This is a genomic window from Pseudomonas parakoreensis (assembly GCF_021602155.1).
In the GTDB taxonomy this organism is placed as follows: Bacteria; Pseudomonadota; Gammaproteobacteria; order Pseudomonadales; family Pseudomonadaceae; genus Aquipseudomonas; species Aquipseudomonas parakoreensis.
The window spans coordinates 169,103-188,919 of sequence record NZ_BQHY01000010.1; the positions used below are offsets into that span (position 1 = coordinate 169,103).

22 protein-coding genes are annotated in these 19,817 nt (G+C 59.8%); 13 read left to right on the top strand and 9 right to left on the bottom strand.

The genetic code is table 11. From position 1 onward, the window contains the following. The first annotated feature begins 76 nt into the window (after positions 1-76). The 6 genes from L6D63_RS17465 to L6D63_RS17490 are packed head-to-tail and all read left to right on the top strand — an operon-like array spanning position 77 to position 6,134. A complete protein-coding gene (locus L6D63_RS17465; RefSeq protein WP_047294961.1) occupies positions 77-2,995 on the top strand; it encodes a monovalent cation/H+ antiporter subunit A in 2,919 nt (972 codons plus the stop codon). Further along, positions 2,995-3,339: a Na+/H+ antiporter subunit C gene (locus tag L6D63_RS17470; protein ID WP_003225953.1), complete on the top strand. Its 345-nt coding sequence runs from the start codon at positions 2,995-2,997 to the stop codon at positions 3,337-3,339. Before L6D63_RS17465 ends, L6D63_RS17470 begins: the two co-directional genes overlap by 1 nt. Continuing rightward, complete coding sequence (locus tag L6D63_RS17475) at positions 3,336-5,015, top strand: monovalent cation/H+ antiporter subunit D (RefSeq protein WP_131670198.1); 1,680 nt, start codon at positions 3,336-3,338, stop codon at positions 5,013-5,015. Before L6D63_RS17470 ends, L6D63_RS17475 begins: the two co-directional genes overlap by 4 nt. Then, complete coding sequence (locus L6D63_RS17480; protein ID WP_047294965.1) at positions 5,012-5,500, top strand: Na+/H+ antiporter subunit E; 489 nt, start codon at positions 5,012-5,014, stop codon at positions 5,498-5,500. The genes L6D63_RS17475 and L6D63_RS17480 overlap by 4 nt, the downstream gene beginning before the upstream one ends. After that, positions 5,497-5,775, top strand: coding sequence for a K+/H+ antiporter subunit F (locus L6D63_RS17485; RefSeq protein WP_003225959.1), 279 nt, complete (start codon positions 5,497-5,499; stop codon positions 5,773-5,775). Before L6D63_RS17480 ends, L6D63_RS17485 begins: the two co-directional genes overlap by 4 nt. Further along, positions 5,772-6,134 (top strand): Na+/H+ antiporter subunit G, encoded by a 363-nt coding sequence (locus tag L6D63_RS17490; RefSeq protein ID WP_047294967.1) that lies wholly within the window; start codon positions 5,772-5,774, stop codon positions 6,132-6,134. The genes L6D63_RS17485 and L6D63_RS17490 overlap by 4 nt, the downstream gene beginning before the upstream one ends. Positions 6,135-6,280: 146 nt before the next feature. On the opposite strand, the gene L6D63_RS17495 is transcribed toward L6D63_RS17490, so the two are convergent. Beyond that, entirely contained in the window at positions 6,281-6,721 is a 441-nt protein-coding gene (locus L6D63_RS17495) for a DUF3995 domain-containing protein (RefSeq protein ID WP_047294968.1), read from the bottom strand. A gap of 94 nt (positions 6,722-6,815) precedes the next feature. Between L6D63_RS17495 and L6D63_RS17500 the strand changes: the two genes are divergently transcribed. Both L6D63_RS17500 and L6D63_RS17505 read left to right on the top strand, forming a co-directional pair. Next, positions 6,816-7,205: a DUF2946 domain-containing protein gene (locus L6D63_RS17500; RefSeq protein WP_131670197.1), complete on the top strand. Its 390-nt coding sequence runs from the start codon at positions 6,816-6,818 to the stop codon at positions 7,203-7,205. A gap of 92 nt (positions 7,206-7,297) precedes the next feature. Beyond that, positions 7,298-9,430, top strand: a complete 2,133-nt coding sequence (locus L6D63_RS17505) for a TonB-dependent receptor (RefSeq protein WP_131670196.1) — start codon at positions 7,298-7,300, stop codon at positions 9,428-9,430. Positions 9,431-9,540: 110 nt separating this feature from the next. Here the strand turns inward: L6D63_RS17505 and L6D63_RS17510 are convergent, their stop codons facing one another. The 3 genes from L6D63_RS17510 to L6D63_RS17520 all read right to left on the bottom strand — a co-directional run bounded on the left by L6D63_RS17510 (position 9,541) and on the right by L6D63_RS17520 (position 11,359). Continuing rightward, positions 9,541-10,554: an ABC transporter substrate-binding protein gene (locus tag L6D63_RS17510; protein ID WP_131670195.1), complete on the bottom strand. Its 1,014-nt coding sequence runs from the start codon at positions 10,552-10,554 to the stop codon at positions 9,541-9,543. Between the two features lie 128 nt (positions 10,555-10,682). Further along, complete coding sequence (locus tag L6D63_RS17515) at positions 10,683-10,880, bottom strand: hypothetical protein (RefSeq protein WP_041063058.1); 198 nt, start codon at positions 10,878-10,880, stop codon at positions 10,683-10,685. Between the two features lie 8 nt (positions 10,881-10,888). Continuing rightward, on the bottom strand, positions 10,889-11,359 hold the full coding sequence (locus tag L6D63_RS17520; RefSeq protein WP_131670194.1) for a hypothetical protein: 471 nt from the start codon (positions 11,357-11,359) through the stop codon (positions 10,889-10,891). A gap of 399 nt (positions 11,360-11,758) precedes the next feature. Here L6D63_RS17520 and L6D63_RS17525 point away from each other — a divergent pair, with 399 nt between their 5' ends. Both L6D63_RS17525 and L6D63_RS17530 read left to right on the top strand, forming a co-directional pair. Then, a complete protein-coding gene (locus L6D63_RS17525) occupies positions 11,759-12,034 on the top strand; it encodes a hypothetical protein (RefSeq protein ID WP_121184898.1) in 276 nt (91 codons plus the stop codon). Positions 12,035-12,080: 46 nt separating this feature from the next. After that, positions 12,081-12,317, top strand: coding sequence for a DUF2789 family protein (locus tag L6D63_RS17530; RefSeq protein ID WP_121184896.1), 237 nt, complete (start codon positions 12,081-12,083; stop codon positions 12,315-12,317). 6 nt (positions 12,318-12,323) lie between these two features. On the opposite strand, the gene L6D63_RS17535 is transcribed toward L6D63_RS17530, so the two are convergent. From L6D63_RS17535 to L6D63_RS17545, 3 genes are all read right to left on the bottom strand, one after another. Further along, on the bottom strand, positions 12,324-12,524 hold the full coding sequence (locus tag L6D63_RS17535) for a hypothetical protein (protein ID WP_007966907.1): 201 nt from the start codon (positions 12,522-12,524) through the stop codon (positions 12,324-12,326). Between the two features lie 112 nt (positions 12,525-12,636). Then, positions 12,637-14,241, bottom strand: a complete 1,605-nt coding sequence (locus tag L6D63_RS17540) for a methyl-accepting chemotaxis protein (protein ID WP_131670193.1) — start codon at positions 14,239-14,241, stop codon at positions 12,637-12,639. 225 nt (positions 14,242-14,466) lie between these two features. Then, on the bottom strand, positions 14,467-14,871 hold the full coding sequence (locus tag L6D63_RS17545; RefSeq protein ID WP_003225981.1) for a TraR/DksA family transcriptional regulator: 405 nt from the start codon (positions 14,869-14,871) through the stop codon (positions 14,467-14,469). Positions 14,872-15,410: 539 nt separating this feature from the next. Between L6D63_RS17545 and L6D63_RS17550 the strand changes: the two genes are divergently transcribed. From L6D63_RS17550 to L6D63_RS17560, 3 genes are all read left to right on the top strand, one after another. Beyond that, a complete protein-coding gene (locus L6D63_RS17550; RefSeq protein ID WP_047294982.1) occupies positions 15,411-16,319 on the top strand; it encodes a MurR/RpiR family transcriptional regulator in 909 nt (302 codons plus the stop codon). Between the two features lie 61 nt (positions 16,320-16,380). Then, positions 16,381-16,986, top strand: coding sequence for a glutathione S-transferase (locus L6D63_RS17555; RefSeq protein WP_131670192.1), 606 nt, complete (start codon positions 16,381-16,383; stop codon positions 16,984-16,986). Positions 16,987-16,988: 2 nt separating this feature from the next. Then, positions 16,989-18,095 carry a DNA alkylation repair protein gene (locus L6D63_RS17560; protein ID WP_236170363.1) on the top strand — a complete coding sequence of 369 codons (1,107 nt, stop codon included), beginning with the start codon at positions 16,989-16,991 and terminating at the stop codon, positions 18,093-18,095. A gap of 686 nt (positions 18,096-18,781) precedes the next feature. Here the strand turns inward: L6D63_RS17560 and L6D63_RS28630 are convergent. Both L6D63_RS28630 and L6D63_RS17565 read right to left on the bottom strand, forming a co-directional pair. After that, a complete protein-coding gene (locus L6D63_RS28630; protein WP_256214295.1) occupies positions 18,782-18,910 on the bottom strand; it encodes a hypothetical protein in 129 nt (42 codons plus the stop codon). A gap of 103 nt (positions 18,911-19,013) precedes the next feature. Continuing rightward, the gene (locus L6D63_RS17565; RefSeq protein ID WP_236170364.1) at positions 19,014-19,766 is read right to left on the bottom strand and encodes an ImmA/IrrE family metallo-endopeptidase; all 753 of its coding nucleotides are present in this window, start codon (positions 19,764-19,766) and stop codon (positions 19,014-19,016) included. Positions 19,767-19,817: the final 51 nt, after the last annotated feature.

Genomic DNA, 19,817 nt, shown 5'->3' on the forward strand with positions numbered 1-19,817 from the left:
CTGAGACATCCTGGCGTTTGGTAATCAGGGAGCTGGCACGTATGATGCTTCACAAACTTCCGCAGATTAGAAGCCTATGTCCCTGATAGTTCTACTGCTTCTGCCATTCATTGGCAGCTGTCTGGCAGCGGTGCTGCCACACAATGCGCGTAATACCGAATCCCTGTTGGCAGGTCTGGTCGCTCTGATCGGCACCGTGCAGGTCGCGCTGTTGTACCCGCAAATCGCCCACGGCGGCGTGATCCGTGAAGAATTCATGTGGCTGCCCAGCCTCGGTTTGAACTTCGTCCTGCGTATGGACGGTTTCGCCTGGCTGTTCTCGCTGCTGGTGCTGGGCATCGGCGCCCTCGTCTCTTTATATGCGCGTTATTACATGTCGCCGGACGACCCGGTGCCACGCTTCTTCGCCTTCTTCCTGGCGTTCATGGGCGCCATGCTCGGCCTGGTGATTTCCGGCAACCTGATCCAGATCGTGTTCTTCTGGGAGCTGACCAGCCTCTTCTCGTTCCTGCTGATCGGCTACTGGCACCACCGCTCCGATGCCCGGCGTGGCGCCTATATGGCGCTGATGGTCACCGGCGCCGGGGGACTATGCCTGCTGGCGGGGGTCATGATCCTCGGCCATGTCGTCGGCAGCTATGACCTGGACAAGGTCCTGGCCGCCGGCGATCAGATTCGCGCACATGCCCTCTACCCCATCCTGCTTCCCCTCATCCTTATCGGCGCCCTCAGCAAAAGCGCTCAGTTCCCTTTCCACTTCTGGCTGCCGCACGCCATGGCGGCGCCCACTCCGGTTTCGGCTTATCTGCACTCGGCGACCATGGTCAAAGCCGGGGTATTTCTGCTCGCACGCCTGTGGCCGTCGCTGTCCGGCAGTGAAGAATGGTTCTACATCGTCAGCGGCGCCGGCGCGTGTACGCTGTTGCTCGGCGCGTATTGCGCGATGTTCCAGAACGATCTCAAGGGCCTGCTGGCCTACTCGACCATCAGCCATCTGGGCCTGATCACCTTGCTGCTGGGCCTGAACAGCCCGCTGGCGGCAGTCGCGGCGGTGTTCCACATCCTCAACCACGCGACCTTCAAGGCCTCGCTGTTCATGGCCGCCGGGATCATCGACCACGAGAGCGGCACCCGAGACATCCGCAAGCTCAGCGGCCTGATCAAACTCATTCCGTTCACCGCGACCCTGGCGATGGTTGCCAGCGCGTCGATGGCCGGCGTACCGCTGCTCAACGGCTTCCTGTCGAAAGAAATGTTCTTCGCCGAAACCGTGTTCATCAACGCCACCGCGTGGGTCGAAGCGGCGTTGCCGATTGTCGCGACCATCGCCGGTACCTTCAGCGTCGCCTACTCGCTGCGCTTTACCGTCGACGTGTTCTTCGGCCCGACGGCCACCGACCTGCCGCACACCCCGCACGAACCACCGCGCTGGATGCGTGCGCCGGTCGAGCTGCTGGTGTTCACCTGCCTGATCGTCGGGATTTTCCCGGCGCAAGTGGTTGGCCCGCTGCTCGCGGCCGCCGCACTGCCGGTAGTGGGTGGAACGCTGCCCGAGTACAGCCTGGCCATCTGGCACGGTCTGAATGCGCCGATGATCATGAGCCTGATCGCCATGTCCGGCGGCATCGTGGTTTATCTGCTGCTGCGCAATCAGCTCAAGCGTGGCCGCTTCAAATACCCGCCGCTGGTAGGTCGCTTCAACGGCAAGCGGCTGTTCGAGCGCAGTCTGGTGCTGATGATGCGCATGGCCCGCCGGGTAGAACGTCGACTCGGCACCCGCCGCCTGCAGATGCAACTGTTCCTGATGGTATTGGCGGCAGTGCTCGCCGGCCTGATCCCGATGCTGCACAGCCAGCTGAGCTGGGGCGACCGGCCGAAGATTCCGGGCTCCATCGTGTTCGTCACCCTGTGGCTGCTGGCGATTGCCTGCGCCCTCGGCGCCGCATGGCAAGCCAAGTATCACCGTCTCGCCGCCCTGACCATGGTCAGCGTCTGCGGGCTGATGACCTGCGTGACCTTCGTCTGGTTCTCGGCGCCGGATCTGGCCCTGACGCAACTGGCGGTGGAAGTGGTGACCACGGTGCTGATCCTGCTCGGCCTGCGCTGGTTGCCGCGACGCATCGAAGAAGTCTCGCCACTGCCGTCGAGCCTGCGCAAGGCCCGGGTGCGGCGCCTGCGCGACTTGCTGTTGTCGATTGCGGTCGGCGCTGGCATGGCGCTGCTGTCCTACGCGATGCTGACGCGGCAGACGCCCAACGACATTTCCTCGTTCTACCTCAGCCGGGCCATGCCCGAGGGCGGTGGCAGCAACGTGGTCAACGTAATGCTGGTGGACTTCCGTGGCTTCGATACCCTGGGTGAAATCACCGTGCTGGTGGCCGTGGCGTTGACCGTGTTCGCCCTGCTCCGGCGTTTCCGCCCGCCGAAAGAAAGCCTGCAACTACCGGCCCAGCAACGCCTGCTCGCGCCGGACGTGGTCACCGATCTGGTCAACCCGCGCAGCGCCAGCGATACCGCGCTCGGCTTCATGATGGTGCCGGCGGTGCTGGTGCGCCTGTTGCTGCCGATTGCGCTGGTGGTGTCGTGCTATCTGTTCATGCGCGGCCACAACCAGCCGGGCGGCGGTTTCGTTGCCGGGCTGGTGATGTCGGTGGCGTTCATCCTGCAATACATGGTCGCCGGGACGCAGTGGGTCGAGGCGCAAATGAGCCTGCGACCGCTGCGCTGGATGGGCACCGGGCTGCTGTTCGCCACCGCCACCGGTCTCGGCGCGATGGCGGTCGGTTATCCGTTCCTGACCACCCACACCTGGCATTTCGCCTTGCCGCTGCTGGGCGACATCCATATTGCCAGCGCGCTGTTCTTTGACATCGGCGTGTACGCCGTGGTCGTGGGCTCGACGCTGCTGATCCTCACCGCTCTCGCCCACCAATCGGTGCGTGGTCACAAAACCGCGTCGCTGCCCAAGTCCGTCGCCAGCAAAGGAGCCGTCTGATGGAAGAAGTCATCGCAATCGCCATCGGCGTCCTCGCCGCATCCGGCGTGTGGCTGGTGCTACGGCCACGGACGTTCCAGGTGGTCATGGGCCTGTGCCTGTTGTCCTACGCGGTCAACCTGTTCATCTTCAGCATGGGCAGCCTGTTCATCGGTAAAGAGCCGGTGATCAAGGACGGCGTGACCCAGGACTTGCTGCATTACACCGATCCGCTGCCGCAGGCGCTGGTGCTGACTGCAATCGTCATCAGCTTTGCCATGACCGCCCTGTTCCTGGTGGTGTTGCTGGCATCGCGGGGCCTGACCGGCACTGACCACGTCGACGGCCGGGAGCCCAAGGAATGATGGCGATGACTCACCTGATCGCCGCACCGATCCTGCTGCCGCTGCTGACCGCCGCCATCATGCTGATGCTCGGCGAGAAGCACCGGCCGCTGAAGGCGAAAATCAACCTGTTCTCCAGCCTCGTCGGCCTGTTCATTTCGGTGATGCTGCTGCAATGGACGCAAACCACCGGGGTGCCCGGCTCCATCGGCGTGTACCTGCCGGGCAACTGGCAGGCGCCGTTCGGCATCGTGCTGGTGGTCGATCGCCTGTCGGCATTGATGCTGGTGCTGACCGGGATCATCGGCGTCAGCGCCCTGCTGTTCGCCATGGCGCGCTGGGACGGCGCGGGCTCGAGCTTCCACGCGTTGTTCCAGATTCAGCTGATGGGCCTGTACGGCGCCTTCCTCACCGCCGACCTGTTCAACCTGTTCGTGTTCTTCGAAGTGCTGCTAGCGGCCTCTTATGGCCTGTTGCTGCACGGCTCGGGTCGGGCGCGGGTATCGTCGGGCCTGCATTACATCTCGATCAACCTCCTGGCCTCGTCGCTGTTCCTGATTGGCGCGGCGCTGATCTACGGCGTCACCGGCACCCTAAACATGGCCGATCTGGCGCTGAAGATCCCGCTGGTGCCGGAAGCCGACCGTGGCTTGCTGCACGCCGGCGCGGGGATTCTTGCAGTTGCATTCCTGGCCAAGGCCGGCATGTGGCCACTGAACTTCTGGCTGGTGCCGGCCTACTCCTCGGCCAGCGCACCGGTCGCGGCGATGTTCGCGATCATGACCAAGGTCGGCGTCTACACCCTGCTGCGCCTGTGGACGCTGCTGTTCTCCGGCCAGGCCGGGGCATCGGCGTTCTTCGGTGGCGACTGGCTGATCTACGGCGGCATGGCGACCATCGCCTGCGCCGCGCTGGCGATTCTGGCTGCGCAACGCCTGGAGCGCATGGCCAGCCTGAGCATTTTGGTGTCGGCGGGGATTCTGCTGTCGGCGGTGGGTTTCGCCCAGCCGAACCTGATCGGCGCGGCGCTGTTCTATCTGGTCAGCTCGACCCTGGCCCTGAGTGCGCTGTTCCTGCTGGCGGAGTTGATCGAGCGTTCGCGTTCGGCCAACGAAATCCCGCTGGAGGATGAAAGCGAACTGCTGCCGCGTCCGCAGGAATCCCTGCAACCGCCCAAGGGCATCAACCTCGATGACGAGCAGAAAGCCGTGGTCGGCCAGGTCATTCCGTGGACCATGGCGTTTCTCGGCCTGAGCTTCATTGCCTGCGCCCTGCTGATCATCGGCATGCCGCCGCTGTCCGGGTTCATCGGCAAACTCAGTCTGATCGGTGCGCTGCTCAATCCACTGGGGCTGGGCGATGAAGCGCCGATTTCCAACGCGTCCTGGGCGTTGCTGGCGCTGCTGATCCTCTCCGGGCTGGCCTCTCTGATGGCGTTCGCGCGCATGGGTGTCCAGCGCTTCTGGACGCCGGAAGAGCGCCCTTCACCGCTGCTGCGCAAACTCGAATGTGCGCCGGTTTTCCTGTTGCTGGGGCTGAGCATCGCCCTGACCTTCAAGGCCGAACCGCTGCTGCGCTATACCCAGGCCACCGCCGACGCGCTGAACAACCCGCAGCAATACGTGATGGCCGTGCTCGGCACCCGCGCCGTACCAAGTCCGGAAGCCAAAGCCGCGATGCTGGAGGTGCAGCCATGAAGCGCGTGTTCCCGGCTCCGCTGCTGTCACTGGCTTTATGGGTTTTGTGGCTGACACTCAACCTCTCCGTCAGCCCGGGCAACCTGCTGCTCGGCGCGATACTCGGGTTCGCCGCACCATTGATGATGCGCAAGCTGCGCCCGAAACAGGTGCGCATTCGCCGCCCGCTGACAATTTTGCGCCTGTTCGTGATGGTCGGTCGTGACGTGATCCTCTCCAACCTGATCGTCGCCTGGGGCGTGCTCAACGCGGGTCGCCGACCGCCACGCTCGCGCTTCGTCAAAGTGCCGCTGGACCTGCGCGACGCCAACGGTCTGGCCGCGCTGGCGATGATCTGCACCGTGGTGCCGGGCACCGTGTGGTCGGAGCTGGCGCTGGATCGCAGCATTCTGCTGCTGCACGTCTGGGATCTGGATGACGAGGCGCACTTCATCCACCACTTCAAGACTGCCTACGAGCAGCCGTTGATGGAGATTTTCGAATGAGCCCGTTGCTGTCGAACGCGATTCTGCTGACGCTGTTCCTGTTCTCGCTGGCGATGGTCCTGACCCTGATCCGCCTGTTCAAGGGGCCGTCGGCGCAGGATCGAGTCCTGGCACTGGATTATCTGTACATCGTCGCCATGCTGATGATGCTGACGCTGGGCATTCGTTATTCCAGTGACACTTACTTCGAGGCAGCGCTGCTGATCGCGCTGTTCGGCTTCGTCGGTTCATTTGCCCTGGCGAAATTCCTGCTGCGTGGCGAGGTGATCGAATGACTGCGCAATTGTCGTTGTGGGTCGAGATTCCGGTGGCGATTCTACTGGTGCTCAGCGGGGTGTTTGCGCTGCTTGGCGCAGCCGGCTTGCTGCGCATGAAGGATTACTTCCAGCGCATGCATCCACCGGCGCTGGCCTCGACGTTGGGCGCGTGGTGCGTGGCGCTGGCGTCTATCATCTGCTTTTCGGCACTCAAGTCCGGGCCGGTGATGCATGCCTGGCTGATTCCGATCCTGCTGGCGATTACGGTGCCGGTGACCACGTTGCTGCTGGCGCGGGCGGCGTTGTTCCGCAAGCGCATGGCCGGGGATGATGTGCCGGCTGAGGTGAGCAGTCGCAGGACCGAGAGTGGTAGTTAATTCGGCGGTGTCTGGGGCAGGCCTCTTCGCGGGCAAGCCCGCTCCCACAGTGATTGTGGGTGTTCACAAGTAATGGATTCCATCCAAAACCCTGTGGGAGCGGGCTTGCCCGCGAAGAGGCCGGTACTGCCAACACATGAGCCGAGTCAGACCCAAGCCACCGCCAACAATCCCGCCCCCAGCAACAGACACAGCGGTGAATACACCCAGGTATCCAGCCGCGCAAATCGCGACCCCTTCACTTCCTTGAAAAAACCCACCAGATGCGAATCGCCGATCGCCCGGGCAAACATCAGTAACGCAATCGCACTGATCACCCACTGCAGCGCCTTGTGATGCACCGGCGGCATGCCCCAGCCGACCCGCATGCACACTAGCGCGGCGATCACCAATAAGGCTGCCGCCACCAACAGGGTGATCCAGCCAGACGGTTTGAATGCCGGTCGCACCGTCGCCACCAGTCCTTGCACCGGCACTTGCGGTACCGCCGCCACCGCCGCCCATTGCCCACCCAGCGCCCAGTACACGTGTACCAGGGCGATTGCCGCAAATATCGTCACCAGCCATTGAGCCAACACAAAGGTCATGGTCGAGAATCCTTTCTGGGGATTTGAACAAAACATCCTAGTCGGCATTTTTTGAAGTGCACGACCGATCGGCGGTACGGTAAAGTGCCGCCCCATGAAATTCACCCGTTCCGATCGCTCACTGCTGGCCTGGATGCTCTATTGCTGCGTCCTGTTCAACGTGTTCGCCTGCAGCATCGGTCACGGGCAAATGGTCGGGATGCAGCTCAACGGCATCGGCGGGCAATTCTGTACGGTCGACCCGGCCACCCAAGCGCCGCTGAGCAGCAATCCCAGCGAAGAACCATTGCCGACCCTGTCCAAGGCGTTCGGCTGTCCGCTGTGCTCGGTCGGCGGCGGCATGGGCCCGGCATTCAACTCCAGCCTGACCCTCGCGGTGCTGCCCGAGCTCCACAGCCCGCCGCTGGCGCCCATCGTCAGCGCCGACCTCCCTGCCCGCTTCACCTGGCCCTCGGCCAACCCTCGCGCCCCGCCGCTCGCCTGAGTGTCTTTGCCTTTTTGATTTGTCAGCCCACTGCGCCAACGCGCGGCGTTCGCCTGTGCGCTGATTCCCAGACAAGCATTCAGGATTCATCGATGAAACACATTCCTCTGCTGGCCAGCCTGTGCGGCTGCCTGTCCCTTAACGCCTGGGCGCAATCCACTGTGGATCTGGCGCCGATCACCATCGACGGCGAATCCACCAGCGAACCGGGCCTGAGCCTCGATCAATCCAGCGGCATGGCTTCGCGTCTCGGCTTGAGCGTGCGCGACACACCTGCGTCAGTGGCCGTCGCCAACCGCAACGACATCGAACGGCACGGCGCGCAGAACTTCCAGGACGCCGCCAACACCCTGCCCGGGGTCAATGCCAGTGCGCCGCCTGGCTTTGGCGGATTCGTCTCCTACCGTGGTTTCACCAGCAGCCAGATCACCCAGATGTTCAATGGCATCAACGTCTCCGGCGGTCTCGCCCGACCGGTGGATTCATGGATCTATGACCGAGTCGAACTGGTGGGCGGTCCTTCATCGCTGATCAACGGCGCAGGCTCGGTCGGCGGCTCGCTGAACTACGTGACCAAACTGGCGACCCGCGAAGAACAAGCGGTCGAAGGCCGCGTCAGCTACGGCAGCTACGACACCACCGAAACCGCGTTCGGCCTCAACCATGCGCTGACTGAACCGAGCGCCGACGTGCAGCACTATGCGCGCCTCGATGTCAGCCACAACACCAGCAACGGCTACATTGATCGCCAGGAACGCGATGCCTGGAGCGTGGCGTTCTCGTTGCTCAGCGACCTTACGCCGGACCTGTCGCACACCCTGGCCCTGGAATATCAGGACGAACACGAAGACAGCCCGTACTGGGGCACGCCGGTGCTCAACCCCAACGCCGGCGAGTTGAAGATCGACAAACACAACCGCTTCAACAACTACAACGTCGAGGACGGGCGCTACGAACAGCGCACGATCTGGGTGCGCTCGATTATCGACTACCGGGTCAACGACAGCACCACCCTGCGCAACACGCTGTATCACCTCGACAGCCAGCGCGACTACCGCAACCTCGAAACCTATCAGTACAACGCCGACAACAGCGCGGTAAACCGTTCCACTGCCTATCAGGTGCGGCATCAGGGTGAGCAGAACGGCAACCAATTCGAACTGCGCCACGACAACAGGTTTTTCGGTCTCGACACGACGTGGTCCGGTGGTTTCGAGTACAAGGTCAACCAGACCACCAACTCGCCGCTGAATATCAAAGGCGCGAGCACCGTCGATCCGAACAACTACCGCCCGGGGCATTTCTACGATATTCCCGGCACCAACCCGGCGCTGATCAGCGACAAGACCAACGAAGTCACGACCAAAGCGCTATTCGCGGAAAACCGTCTGGCCCTGACCGACAAACTGGCGCTGCTCACCGGCCTGCGCTACGACGACATCGACCTCGACGTGACCAACCATCGCACGGTGACGGCCACCAATCCCAAGCACCTCAAACGCAGCTGGGAGCCGGTCACCGGGCGCGTTGGCCTGACCTATCAGTTCATCCCGTCGGCCAACGTCTACGTGCAATACAGCACCGCCGCCGAACAACCGAACGGCACGCAGGACTTCGATGTTTCAACCGGTAAACAGTGGGAAATCGGCAGCAAGTTCGACTACCTCAATGGCCGTGGCTCGGCGACGGTTGCCGCGTACACCATCGAACGCAAAGACTTCGCTGTAACTGATCCGCTGGACCCAACCAGCAGCATCCCGGTCGGTCAGCAAACCTCGAAAGGCATCGAGATCGCCAGTTCCCTGCGGATTACCGACAAGCTGTTGGCCGAAGGCAACTTCGCCTGGGTCGATGCGCAGTACGATGACTTCACCGAAAAGAACGCCTCCGGCGTGGTGGTGTCGCGCAAGGGCAACACACCGACCAACGTCCCGGATCGGGTCGGCAATCTGTGGCTGACTTATGATTTTTCGCCGCAATGGCAAGGAGGGGTCGATGCGCGGTATGTGGCGTCGGTGTATGCGGACACGGCGAACACCATGACCGTGCCGTCGTACACACTGTTCGGCAGCTTCCTCAGCTATAAGGTCGACTCGCACACCACCGTTACCGGCCGGGTGCGTAACCTGACCAATGAGGTGTATGCCGAGTTTGCGCATGTGTCGCCGGCTTACTATCTGGGTACGCCGCGCACCTTTGAATTGGCGGTGCAAACCAGGTTCTGAACTTAACCGGATCCCTTGTAGGAGCTGCCCAAGGCTGCGATCTTTTGACTTTGATTTTTTAAGATCAAGATCAAAAGATCGCAGCCTGCGGCAGCTCCTACAGAGAGCGATTACAAACTGGCGGAGACCTTCTCCGCCACATCCTTCGGCACCCACCCCTGCCACACCTCCGGATGCGCCTTCATGAACGCTTCTGCCGCCTGGCGCGGCGCAGTGTGCTTCTCGCTCATCTCGGCCAACGCCTTGTTCAATGGCTCGATCGGGAAATCCACCTTGCTGAAGAATGCCGCGATCTGCGGATACTGTTTCTGGAACGGCGTAGACACGCCAATCGACAGTTTCGAGGCCAGCGAACGCGTCGGTTTCGGATTGGGGTTATCGGCATCGGTCAGGGTCTTCCACGCTTCGGCATCAAACGGTGGTTCTTCCAGCTGCACCAGTTTGAATTTGCCCAGCAACGGTGTCGGCGACCAGTAATAGAACAGCACCGGTTTGCCCCGGCGGATCGAAGAACTGATCTCGGCATCCAGCGCCGCACCCGACCCACTGCGGAAGTTGGTGTAGTCATCCTGCAGGCCATAAGCGCTCAGCTTCTGCTTGTTCACCACTTCCGAGGTCCAGCCGATCGGGCTGTTGAGAAAACGGCCCTTGCTCGGGTTTTCCGGATCCTTGAACACGTCCTTGTATTGCTTCAGGTCACTGACGCTGCGCAGATTTGGCGCCAGCGGCTTGATACCCTTGGCCGGATCACCCTTGATCACGTACTCCGGCACCCACCAGCCTTCGGTAGCACCCTTGACCGTATCACCGAGACTGGCGACCTTGCCCTCCGCCTCGGCCTTGACCCACACCGGACTGCGCCCGGCCCACTCCTCGCCAATGACCTGAATGTCATTGTTGGCCAGCGCCGTTTCCAGGGTGATGGTGGTGCCCGGCAACGTATCCGTCGGCAAGCCATAACCTTTCTCGACGATGATCCGCAGAACATCGGTGATCAGGCTGCCGCTTTCCCAGTTCAGGTCGGCAAAATGGATGGGCGTTTGCGCCGCCGTCACCGGTTGCGCCGATGTCAGCACACCAAACGTGACCATGCTGGCGGCCAGTAGCCGTCGAAATCCTTTCATGCTTTTGCACCTCGTGCTGTTCACAGCAGTAGCAGGATGGCCTGGCAGAAGACCGCAAGCCTCTGAATACTCAGTCAACTGACTGTAGCCGAGGTTCCTGCTTTTTCCGGGACCCTATCCCGACGAGGTTACGTTTCAGACTTTTCCTGCAAGCTTTGCAGCTCGCGTCTGACCATGCTGGCGTATTCCGCAGGCCGCAACGTGTAGATCTGCGCAGCCACCCAGTTCAACCACGCGCCTTGCATCCCGGCTTTGGCGTTGAACAACCGCAAAGCCTCTTCACGTGCTCGGTCGAGGTGCCGGGAATGGAAGTCAGCGCGACTCAAATCGCCAGTCACTCGCCGGCCTTGAACGTGACCAACTCGCCCTTGCGCCACTTCGCGGCTTTGCCGGTGACCGCTTTCAGGGTTTTGGTCAGGCCTTCCTGCAATTGCTGATGCGCGGCAAACACCGTCACCACGCTGTGGCCTTCCTTGAACAGGATCGCGTGCCCCTCCGCTGTATCGACAAAAGCGTAATCGCCCAGGCCGTACACCGTCAGTTTGATTTCACGAAAGCGGATGTCCATCTTGCCGCCTTCACGGCTGGGCAGCACGGCCGCGCTGAAATGATCGCCGACCTTGAGCTTTAGCCCCGGTTTGTCATCGACCACCAATGCACTTTCGGTGTCGATCTCGGCCACGTAAATACCTTCGGCGTTCTGTTCGGTGATGTAAACAAAACGCGATTGAAACAGCTTGACCAGCTTTGCACGCAAATCACCCAACACGAACAAAGCATGCATATCGAGATTACTGACTGCCAAGGAAACATCCCCACATCTGAAAAGTACCTGCGCAAAACGCGCACGGCAAAAAAACGGCCAGGCCGATGCTGTTACCGATTGACTTCAGTACACCTGAAACAAGCGGAGCGCCCATACATCACAAGTTCGCAAGACTACTGGAAAGTCAGGCGAGAAACTTGCCTCGACGTTCGCCAGGCTTTGAAGGAAAAATCTTCATTGAAGCGCAACGAAGACGGACTACAAACCTTAGGGAAAAAGCTGACGAAAAAAAGCCCTTTTCCGACATATCGCCGGTAAAAAATTGCTTTAGATAGGCACCTGTCGCCAACAGACACTGGCGATTCTAGAGCAGCGATGCTCCTTCCGACTACCCGAACCGACCTGTAACCGTCGGCTATCTCATGAAAAGGACTTCATATGTGCACTCTGACTCACTTTGCCCAGCCTTCCAACCCGGGTATCGATACGCCATTCGTACTGCAAGGCACCGATTTGGCTGAACTGGCGGAGCACGGACCAGGCAATCACAGACCTCGATTTCAGGTAGTTCCGGCGGGCAACGCGTTCTTTCATATCAAAGAATCATCCACCGGTCGTGTAAGAGGTTTCCGCGAAGATCATAACGAAGCGTGCGCTCTTGCCCGCTCGCTTGAATCACGAATCGAACTCTTGTCCAACGGCCGCCTCAGATAAAGAGCGAGCGACAGCGCCATTCCGGCCTACGCAAAAGGAGTAAACGATGGAACTGCCAGCCTATGATCTGAAAACCTTGTTCGACCAACTGGGCCTGCCTTCGGAAAACGGGGCAATCGACGATTTCATCGAGGCGCATCCGCTGGACGCCAACACCAAGTTGATTGATGCCGAGTTCTGGACGCCGCAACAGGCGCAACTTCTGAAAGAGTGGTTGCGCGCCGACGGCGAAGAAGCGGTGCTGGTCGATGAGTTGAACGTACGCCTGCACGACGGACGTTAATAAATGTCAGTGCAAGCTGTCGCCAGGCTCGGCCATCAGTTGCGCGAGCCAGGCAGCCTTGCACTCCTCCGCTTCGTCGCGACTGGCGAACGCAGTGCCGCGCCGCTCACCGTTGAGCAGCACCACCCAGCAGACACTCTGGCCCATCGCGCGCAATCCGGCGGGCACACCACTGCCAATCATCACCGCGACATCGACTCTGCACATACTGACCTCTCGACTTCATTAGCTACCTAACTAACGGCCATGTTAATGACTTCGTCGCGGAGGAAACAGCAATGCCCGTGCACAGATTCATTGCGCGAGCGGTAACAATCGATCAGCGCGGACTCTCCGGTTTATAACCCAGGCGCAGACCGCCCCAATGCCGGCCCTTGACCATGATCGGTACCGACAGGTCATGCATCAGCTCGCCGGTATCGCGGGTGTACGTCTGCAGTAGCACCGCTTGCTGATGACTGCCGCAGCGAATCCCGGTGCGGTCAGCGAACTTGCGCTTGGTGCGGTTGCCCACCGCATCGACCTGCTCGTCACCGGTCAAAGGCTGACTGAACGCCAGGTTATGCGTCGGCACATAACCCTGTTGCGTGCAGGCGATGGCGAACACCAACCCCTCATGACGCGGCAGCAGCGGCTCCTGAATCGCCGGCAGCACCTGATCGGTGTAACGGTCGAAACGGGTCTGATACTTCGCCGGTTGCGTCCCGGGAATCGGCTGATATTGACGGTCGAACAAATCCTCAAGGCTGATCCGCCCCTGCTCGACATCCGCCTCGAACCGCGCCGCAATCTGACTCGCGCCCTCACGCGCCAGGTCATAGACGCGCTGGTGATAGTCATCCAGACCGACTTCGGCCAGGCGCTCGCTGATGGTTTCCGCCTGGCCTTCCATCTGCACGGCGGCCTCGGCCAGGCGCCGGGTCTGTTGATCGCTGATCGCCAGATCGCTGCGCATCTGTTCGATGGCCTTGAACAGGCTGTCGAGCTGCTCGCGATTGGTTTCCGCACCCCGGGCGATTTCGCCGACCTGACCTTCCACGCCGGCGGCCAACCGGGCGATGTTGTCCAGATGCTGGCCGGTGTTCTCGACCTGCTCGACGCCGGTCTGCAGATCGCTGGACAGCTCGCGGATCTGCTCCACCACTTGCGCGGTGCGCTGCTGAATGTCGGCGACCATCTCCCCGACTTCGCCCGTCGCCGACGCCGTGCGCGCCGCCAGACCGCGCACCTCATCCGCCACCACCGCAAAACCCCGGCCATGCTCGCCGGCCCGCGCCGCTTCAATCGCCGCGTTCAAGGCCAGCAGATTGGTCTGGCTGGCGATGGACTGAATCACCAGCGTCACCCGTTGAATGTCATCGCTGCGCAGGCTCAGGGCTTCGATCAACTCTCGGCTGGCGTTGGCGCGTTGACTGAGTTGATGCATGCGCGCAATCGAATCCACCAGTTCGGTGCGCCCCGCCGCGCTGCTGTGATGCGCTTCGCTGGCGGCGTCCAGCGCTTCACGGCTGAGCTGCGAGGTGGCGTGTTCGGTGGCGATCATCACTTCGGCGTTGCTGACAATCTGCGCCGCCGCGTCGAGTTGCGATTCCAGTTTGCTCGCCAGTTGCTTGACGGAAAACGCCACACCGGCGGCTGACAGCGCGTTATGACTGGTGGTGTAGGAAAGGTCACGAGTGAGTTCGGAAATCGCGTTACCGGCATCGACAGGCGCAACATCGGGGATGGCCCGCGAGCGCAGGCGCGGCAGCCAGACTATCAGCACCGCCAGCGGCAGGCCGATGTACAGCGAGCCTCCACCCAGCGTCATGCCGGCAAGCAACAGCATCAGGGCGATGCTTTGCAGGGTCGGAGCGATCCAGCGGTTTTTCGGCAACAGCACTGGTGCGGGCAAAGCCCCAACCAGAGATCCATCTCTCGTCATTTCAACACCCCACGCATGTTCTCATTGTTGTGACTGCATTAAACGCCACTAGAACGCCATTATCCATGGTCCGTTAGTCGTGGAGTCTGCAGCAGGTCAATGGAACGGTGCGCAAGATATCGCAGACGAGTAAAAGCAAAGATCGCAGCCCCGTCAGCTCGTGTAGGAGCTGCCGAAGGCTGCGATCTTTTGCAGGCGCCCCCGATTCAGGGGGCAGCCATGGAATCAGGCCTGACGCTGGTGCTTGTCGATCTGCTCGTGACGCTCTTGAGCTTCGATGCAGTATTTGGTGGTCGGGCTGATCAGCAGGCGTTTCAGGCCGATGGCCTCGCCGCTGTCGTCGCACCAGCCAAAACTGTCTTCCTTGATGCGCTCAAGGGCTTGTTCCAGTTGCGGCAGCATGCGCTGGTCGCGATCGATCGCGTTCACCAGCCAGGTGCGCTCTTCTTCAACCGAAGCCGCGTCCGCCGGGTCGGCCGGAGTGTCCAGGCTTTCGATGGCGATACGGTTTTGCTCAATGCGCTCATGGGTTTCGACTTTCATGTTCTGCAACAGCTCAGTGAAGAAAGCGTGTTGCTCGGCATTCATGTAGTCATCTGCCGGCATGGCCAGCAACTTGTCCTTTGTCATTGATATCTCTATAAAAAAACGTGCATTAAGGCGAAATAGGGAGCGTTCCGGCGAACCGTGTCCGGTCGACGAAAAGGCATCGTTTATTGCAAACGCCACCCGGCACTCAATTTACGAAGGGGCGGCAGTCTAAGGCCCGTTTGAGGCCTCAGCAACTGTAAATACCGGGAATTTGTCCGACAAGCCCTGTAAACAGCTCTGACACAGGCGTCATGGCGGTCATCGGAGTGCGTTTATAGCAAGAAATTCAGTCCAACGGCTGTATATAGAAGACAAACGGCTAACCGAGCGGCAGTTGGTCGCATTTTTTTCAGCCATGCCGCCCGCGCAGTGCATCGTTTCAGCTGCGCAGACGCCGGAAATCTCCCCTGCCAATTCCCCGCACCCCGCCTATCATCAGGCACACCGTAAATCACTGTGGCGAGGGAGCTTGCTCCCGCTGGGTCGCGAAGCGGCCCCCAACTTTGGGCCTGCTGCGCAGTCCAGCGGGAGCGGGCTCCCTCGCCACAGTGTGATTTGATCAGCCTGAAGGAAGACTTATGCCCCGCCCCGATCTGCCGGCCAACGACGAGCCTGCCCTCGCCAGCCCCCCGATCAATGCCGAGCGTCTGCTGCAACTGATCACCGACGAATACGACACCCTGCCGCGCCAACTCAAACGCATCGCCAGCTACATGAGCCAGCAAAGCGAGCGGATCATGGTCGATCGCATCAGCGACATCGCCCGCGAATGCGAGGTGCATCCCTCCGCCATCGTGCGCTTCTCACAGCGCTTCGGCTTCAGTGGCTTCAGCGAAATGCAGGCGCTGTTCCGTGCCGCCTACACCCACAAAGCCTCGCCGGTGCACAACTACCAGCAACGCATCCGCAGCATGATCGCCAACCAGTCGCAGCAGGCCAGCGACGGCGACCTCGCCCGCGAATGCATCGACGCCACCCGCTCCGGCATCGAACGCCTGGGCCGCGAACTCGACGACGTCGCGTTCGAAAAAGCCGTCGACCTGATCGTCAACGCCGACAACATCTATGTGGTCGGCGTGCGTCGCTCCTTCGCCGTCGCCGACTACCTCGTTTACAACTTGCAACACACTCACAAGCGCATTCACCTGGTTTCCGGGCTGGGCGGCAGTTATCGCGAACAGATGCGCAGCGTGCGTAGCGGTGATTTGGTCATCGCCATCAGCTTCACCCCGTACGCCAAGGAAACCCAACACTGCCTGCGCTACGCCCGCCAGCAACAGGCCAACACCCTGATCCTCACCGACAGCCACCTCTCGCCCTTGGCCAAAAACGCCAACAGCCTGCTGCTGGTGAATGAAGGCAGCGCATTGGCGTTCCGTTCGCTGAGTGCGACCTTGTGTTTGTGTCAGGCGTTGTTCGTGGCGGTGGCGTATCGGCTGGAATTGAATGTGGATGAGATTCACGAGCAGGCCGGTTTTGACGACTGACATTTGCCTCAGGCTCGGCTAGGTTATGCCTTCCCACCGGTTCGACTTGAAGGAACGCGTCATGAAACTGATCGGCATGCTGGACTCCCCTTACGTGCGCCGCGTGGCGATCTCCGCCAAACGCCTCGGCATCGACCTCGAACATGAATCGGTCTCGGTGTTCCGCCACTTCGAACAATTCCAGCAGATCAACCCGGTGGTCAAAGCGCCCACGCTGATCCTCGATGACGGCGTGGTCCTGATGGACTCCACCCTCATCCTCGACTACCTCGAAGCCGCCAGCGGCAAAAGCCTGCTGCCGAGCGACCTCAAACAACGCGCCCACGCCCTGCGCCTGATCGGCCTCAGCCTCGCCGCCTGCGAAAAAGCCGTGCAGCTCTACTACGAACGCAACCTGCGCCCGGCGGATATTCAATACCAACCGTGGGTCGAACGCGTCGAAGGCCAACTCGCCGCCGCGTTCACTGCCCTCGAACAGGAACTGGAAAAAACCGGCCTGCCCACCGACGGCACCCTGACCCAGGCCGGCATCAGCCTCGCCGTCGCCTGGAGCTTCACCGGCCTCGTCGTCCCCGACCAGATCGACGCTCGCCGCTACCCGCACATCGCCCAATACACCGCGTACGCCGAAACCCTCGAAGCGTTCGTCAGCACCCCGATGACCTGACCATGAGCAGCACCGACACCGCCGCCCCGGCGTTAAAGGAAATCTTCAACGCCGAACGCCTGCAACACATCGCCAGCGAAATGAGCGCCGTGTACCCGGCGTTCAAGGCCAAGGCGTTTCTCCAGCATGCCAGCCAAGGGTTGGCGGAATTGTCGGTGATGCAACGCATGGCCCGCGTCAGCGAAAGCCTGCACGCCGTGCTGCCACTGGACTACGAAGATTCCCTCGACGTCCTGCGCGAACTCGCCCCCCGCCTCAACAGCGGATTCGTCAGCATGTGCCTGCCGCACTACGTCGCCAGCTACGGCGGCCACGCCTTCGATACCTCGATGCAAGCGCTGAAATACTTCACCACCTTCGGCTCCTCCGAATTCGCCATCCGCCACTTCCTGCGCAGCGACCTCGAACGCTCGCTGGAACTCATGCACGACTGGACCCAAGACCAAAACCACCACGTCCGCCGCCTCGCCAGCGAAGGCACCCGCCCTCGCCTGCCCTGGTCATTCCGCCTGGAAGCCGTGCAAGCCAACCCGCAACTGACCGCCGGCATCCTCGATCGGTTAAAGGCAGACGAGAGTCTGTACGTGCGCAAGTCCGTGGCGAACCATCTGAATGACGTGACCAAAGAGCATCCGGAATGGGTGCTGGACACGATTGAAGGCTGGCCACCGGAGAACAAACACACGGCATGGATTGCCAAGCATGCGCTGCGCAGCTTGATCAAACAGGGAGATTTGCGCGCGCTGACGGTGATTGGTGCGGGTGCGAAGGCTGAGGTTAAGTTGCTGGATGTGCGGGTTGAACCGGCGGTGGTTCGGTTGGGGGAAGCGATTACGTTGTCGTTTACGGTGAAGTCGACGGTGGCGCATGAACAGCGCTTGGTGATTGATTATGCGATTGACTATGTGAAGGCGAATGGCGGGGTTTCGGGGAAGGTTTTCAAGTTGAAGACGGTGGTGTTGGCGGGGTTTGGGGAAGTGGTTGTGGGGAGGCGGCAGGTGCTTAAGGATTTTACGACGCGGAAGCATTTTGTGGGGCGGCATGGGGTTAGGGTTTTGGTGAATGGGGAGGTTTTGGGGGGGGCTGCGTTCAACATCGTTGCTGATTGATACTGCTAATGGATTCCGTTGATATGACGGGACTTGGACTGATAGGAAGTTACGGATGGGGCTGCTTTCGGCCAGAAGCGGCCGTCTGTGAGCCGCAGCTTTCGGCCAGAAACAGACTTTTCAACGCTAGAATTAAGCGGATGGTAACTCGTCCAACTGGATGAATGATTAGGGCGCATTCCAGTCAATTGTGATGTCACCTGTGTTAACGAAGAGAGCGACCTCCGCAATCGAAAACTGGATGCCTCCCATTGCGGTCACTGAATGCCAGTAGCTGTATTGCCAAATTTCTGGCGGTACGTAGACGCAGCTTCCATGAGCACACGCAAAATATTTTCCCGTCTGAATATATCTGTTGAGCGCATCGCCCCCAAAGATACTAGCTGACCGCTACGAAGGTGAAAAAGTTGAGCAAGGCAAGCACTAACGTGGGTACAAAACCCACCGTGCTCGATTCGACAAACTATCGAAGGTGAGATGCGATTTCATGAGACCGAATTACTGAACACACGAACCCTTGGGTCCGGTTATACGACCCTGATTGCGTCCAAAAACCTAGACGCCCCCCCTATACTGGTTGGAACTTATCTTCTCTTGAGACTGGGACTGCTTTTTTCTGAGAAATAAATCATTCTCCTTTTTCAATGACAAAAGCTACCATTACAGTAGCTTCTGCCAGCGACAACTTATTTTTTTGAAGATTTGCTAGGTTTCAAGTCGGGATTGTTTCCTTGCGTGTCTTTATTATCACGACGACGCTTGTCAACTTCACCGGTTGATTTAGCGATTGGTTTTGGGCCTGGTTTAAGCGCCATATGCTTTCTCCTTAACGTTGATATTGATTGTGGTTTTTGCACTTATCAATTTCTCATAAAATAAATTTCCCCTTTGCCCTCCTACCAAGGTTGATTCTTAATTCTATGGCCAGCGCACCAAATTCAATTCCTTGATTCGAACCGCCATGGCACTGTCAGATACTCTGAATTGCTGAGCCAATGAATTGATTGCCTTGCCGTTGAATCTGGTACAGCGAGCCAAAGCTATTTCTCGGTCGAGTGAATTTTGCGAGGCATAAAGAAGGGAATTTGGATCGTTAGCGTTCAGGTGAAAACAACTGACGTCGTTAAAATGAAACTGCCCCTTGCATCCAAACTGGCTTTCAAACTGAGCAATCACAAGCTTAGGGGGCATAAGGAAACACGCTGCGAAATAATCCGCTTCGCGCTCAATCAGAGGTTTGGTCGATAGTGAGTGATAGCCGCCTATCGGCCGGTCCCTATGCATAATTTCTTGCTCATGAAGCAGGAAATGGCCTATCTCATGAGCAGCTGTGAAACGGCGTTCATGTAACGGGAATTCGGTAGAGATTGCGATTTTTCCAGAGCGCCGATCAAATATCCCAGCTGCTTGGAATTTCTGACCTTGTGGAGCAAATCTTGTAGAACCAAGGGTCGGGAACTCCAGATACGTCAGTCCCAACAGTGAAGCCGCAACTGCGGGATCTAGCATGCTTAATAGTGGAGGTTGTCCGCCGGGCCACAGAGTTTCCTTGTGTGCCCAAAGGCCTTCGTGAACCCAATGCGCTGCTTCTTGGATGTATTCTCGATCCATTTCGCCACCACCACATATTGTGCCATAACAAAAAATAACCACAATATGTATGATATTCAACCATCTCGCCGTCAGATTTGGATCCAGCTGACGAACGGCGTTGAGTAGGTC

Coding starts and splice junctions, on each gene's coding strand:
- L6D63_RS17470 (WP_003225953.1), top strand. CDS start 2,995: ATGGAAGAAGTCATCGCAATCGCCATCGGCGTCCTCGCCGCATCCGGC.
- L6D63_RS17530 (WP_121184896.1), top strand. CDS start 12,081: ATGGAACTGCCAGCCTATGATCTGAAAACCTTGTTCGACCAACTGGGC.
- L6D63_RS17495 (WP_047294968.1), bottom strand. CDS start 6,721: ATGACCTTTGTGTTGGCTCAATGGCTGGTGACGATATTTGCGGCAATC.
- L6D63_RS17525 (WP_121184898.1), top strand. CDS start 11,759: ATGTGCACTCTGACTCACTTTGCCCAGCCTTCCAACCCGGGTATCGAT.
- L6D63_RS17485 (WP_003225959.1), top strand. CDS start 5,497: ATGAGCCCGTTGCTGTCGAACGCGATTCTGCTGACGCTGTTCCTGTTC.
- L6D63_RS17500 (WP_131670197.1), top strand. CDS start 6,816: ATGAAATTCACCCGTTCCGATCGCTCACTGCTGGCCTGGATGCTCTAT.
- L6D63_RS17490 (WP_047294967.1), top strand. CDS start 5,772: ATGACTGCGCAATTGTCGTTGTGGGTCGAGATTCCGGTGGCGATTCTA.
- L6D63_RS28630 (WP_256214295.1), bottom strand. CDS start 18,910: ATGGCGCTTAAACCAGGCCCAAAACCAATCGCTAAATCAACCGGTGAA.
- L6D63_RS17560 (WP_236170363.1), top strand. CDS start 16,989: ATGAGCAGCACCGACACCGCCGCCCCGGCGTTAAAGGAAATCTTCAAC.
- L6D63_RS17510 (WP_131670195.1), bottom strand. CDS start 10,554: ATGAAAGGATTTCGACGGCTACTGGCCGCCAGCATGGTCACGTTTGGT.
- L6D63_RS17475 (WP_131670198.1), top strand. CDS start 3,336: ATGATGGCGATGACTCACCTGATCGCCGCACCGATCCTGCTGCCGCTG.
- L6D63_RS17555 (WP_131670192.1), top strand. CDS start 16,381: ATGAAACTGATCGGCATGCTGGACTCCCCTTACGTGCGCCGCGTGGCG.
- L6D63_RS17465 (WP_047294961.1), top strand. CDS start 77: ATGTCCCTGATAGTTCTACTGCTTCTGCCATTCATTGGCAGCTGTCTG.
- L6D63_RS17480 (WP_047294965.1), top strand. CDS start 5,012: ATGAAGCGCGTGTTCCCGGCTCCGCTGCTGTCACTGGCTTTATGGGTT.
- L6D63_RS17550 (WP_047294982.1), top strand. CDS start 15,411: ATGCCCCGCCCCGATCTGCCGGCCAACGACGAGCCTGCCCTCGCCAGC.
- L6D63_RS17535 (WP_007966907.1), bottom strand. CDS start 12,524: ATGTGCAGAGTCGATGTCGCGGTGATGATTGGCAGTGGTGTGCCCGCC.
- L6D63_RS17505 (WP_131670196.1), top strand. CDS start 7,298: ATGAAACACATTCCTCTGCTGGCCAGCCTGTGCGGCTGCCTGTCCCTT.
- L6D63_RS17540 (WP_131670193.1), bottom strand. CDS start 14,241: ATGACGAGAGATGGATCTCTGGTTGGGGCTTTGCCCGCACCAGTGCTG.
- L6D63_RS17545 (WP_003225981.1), bottom strand. CDS start 14,871: ATGACAAAGGACAAGTTGCTGGCCATGCCGGCAGATGACTACATGAAT.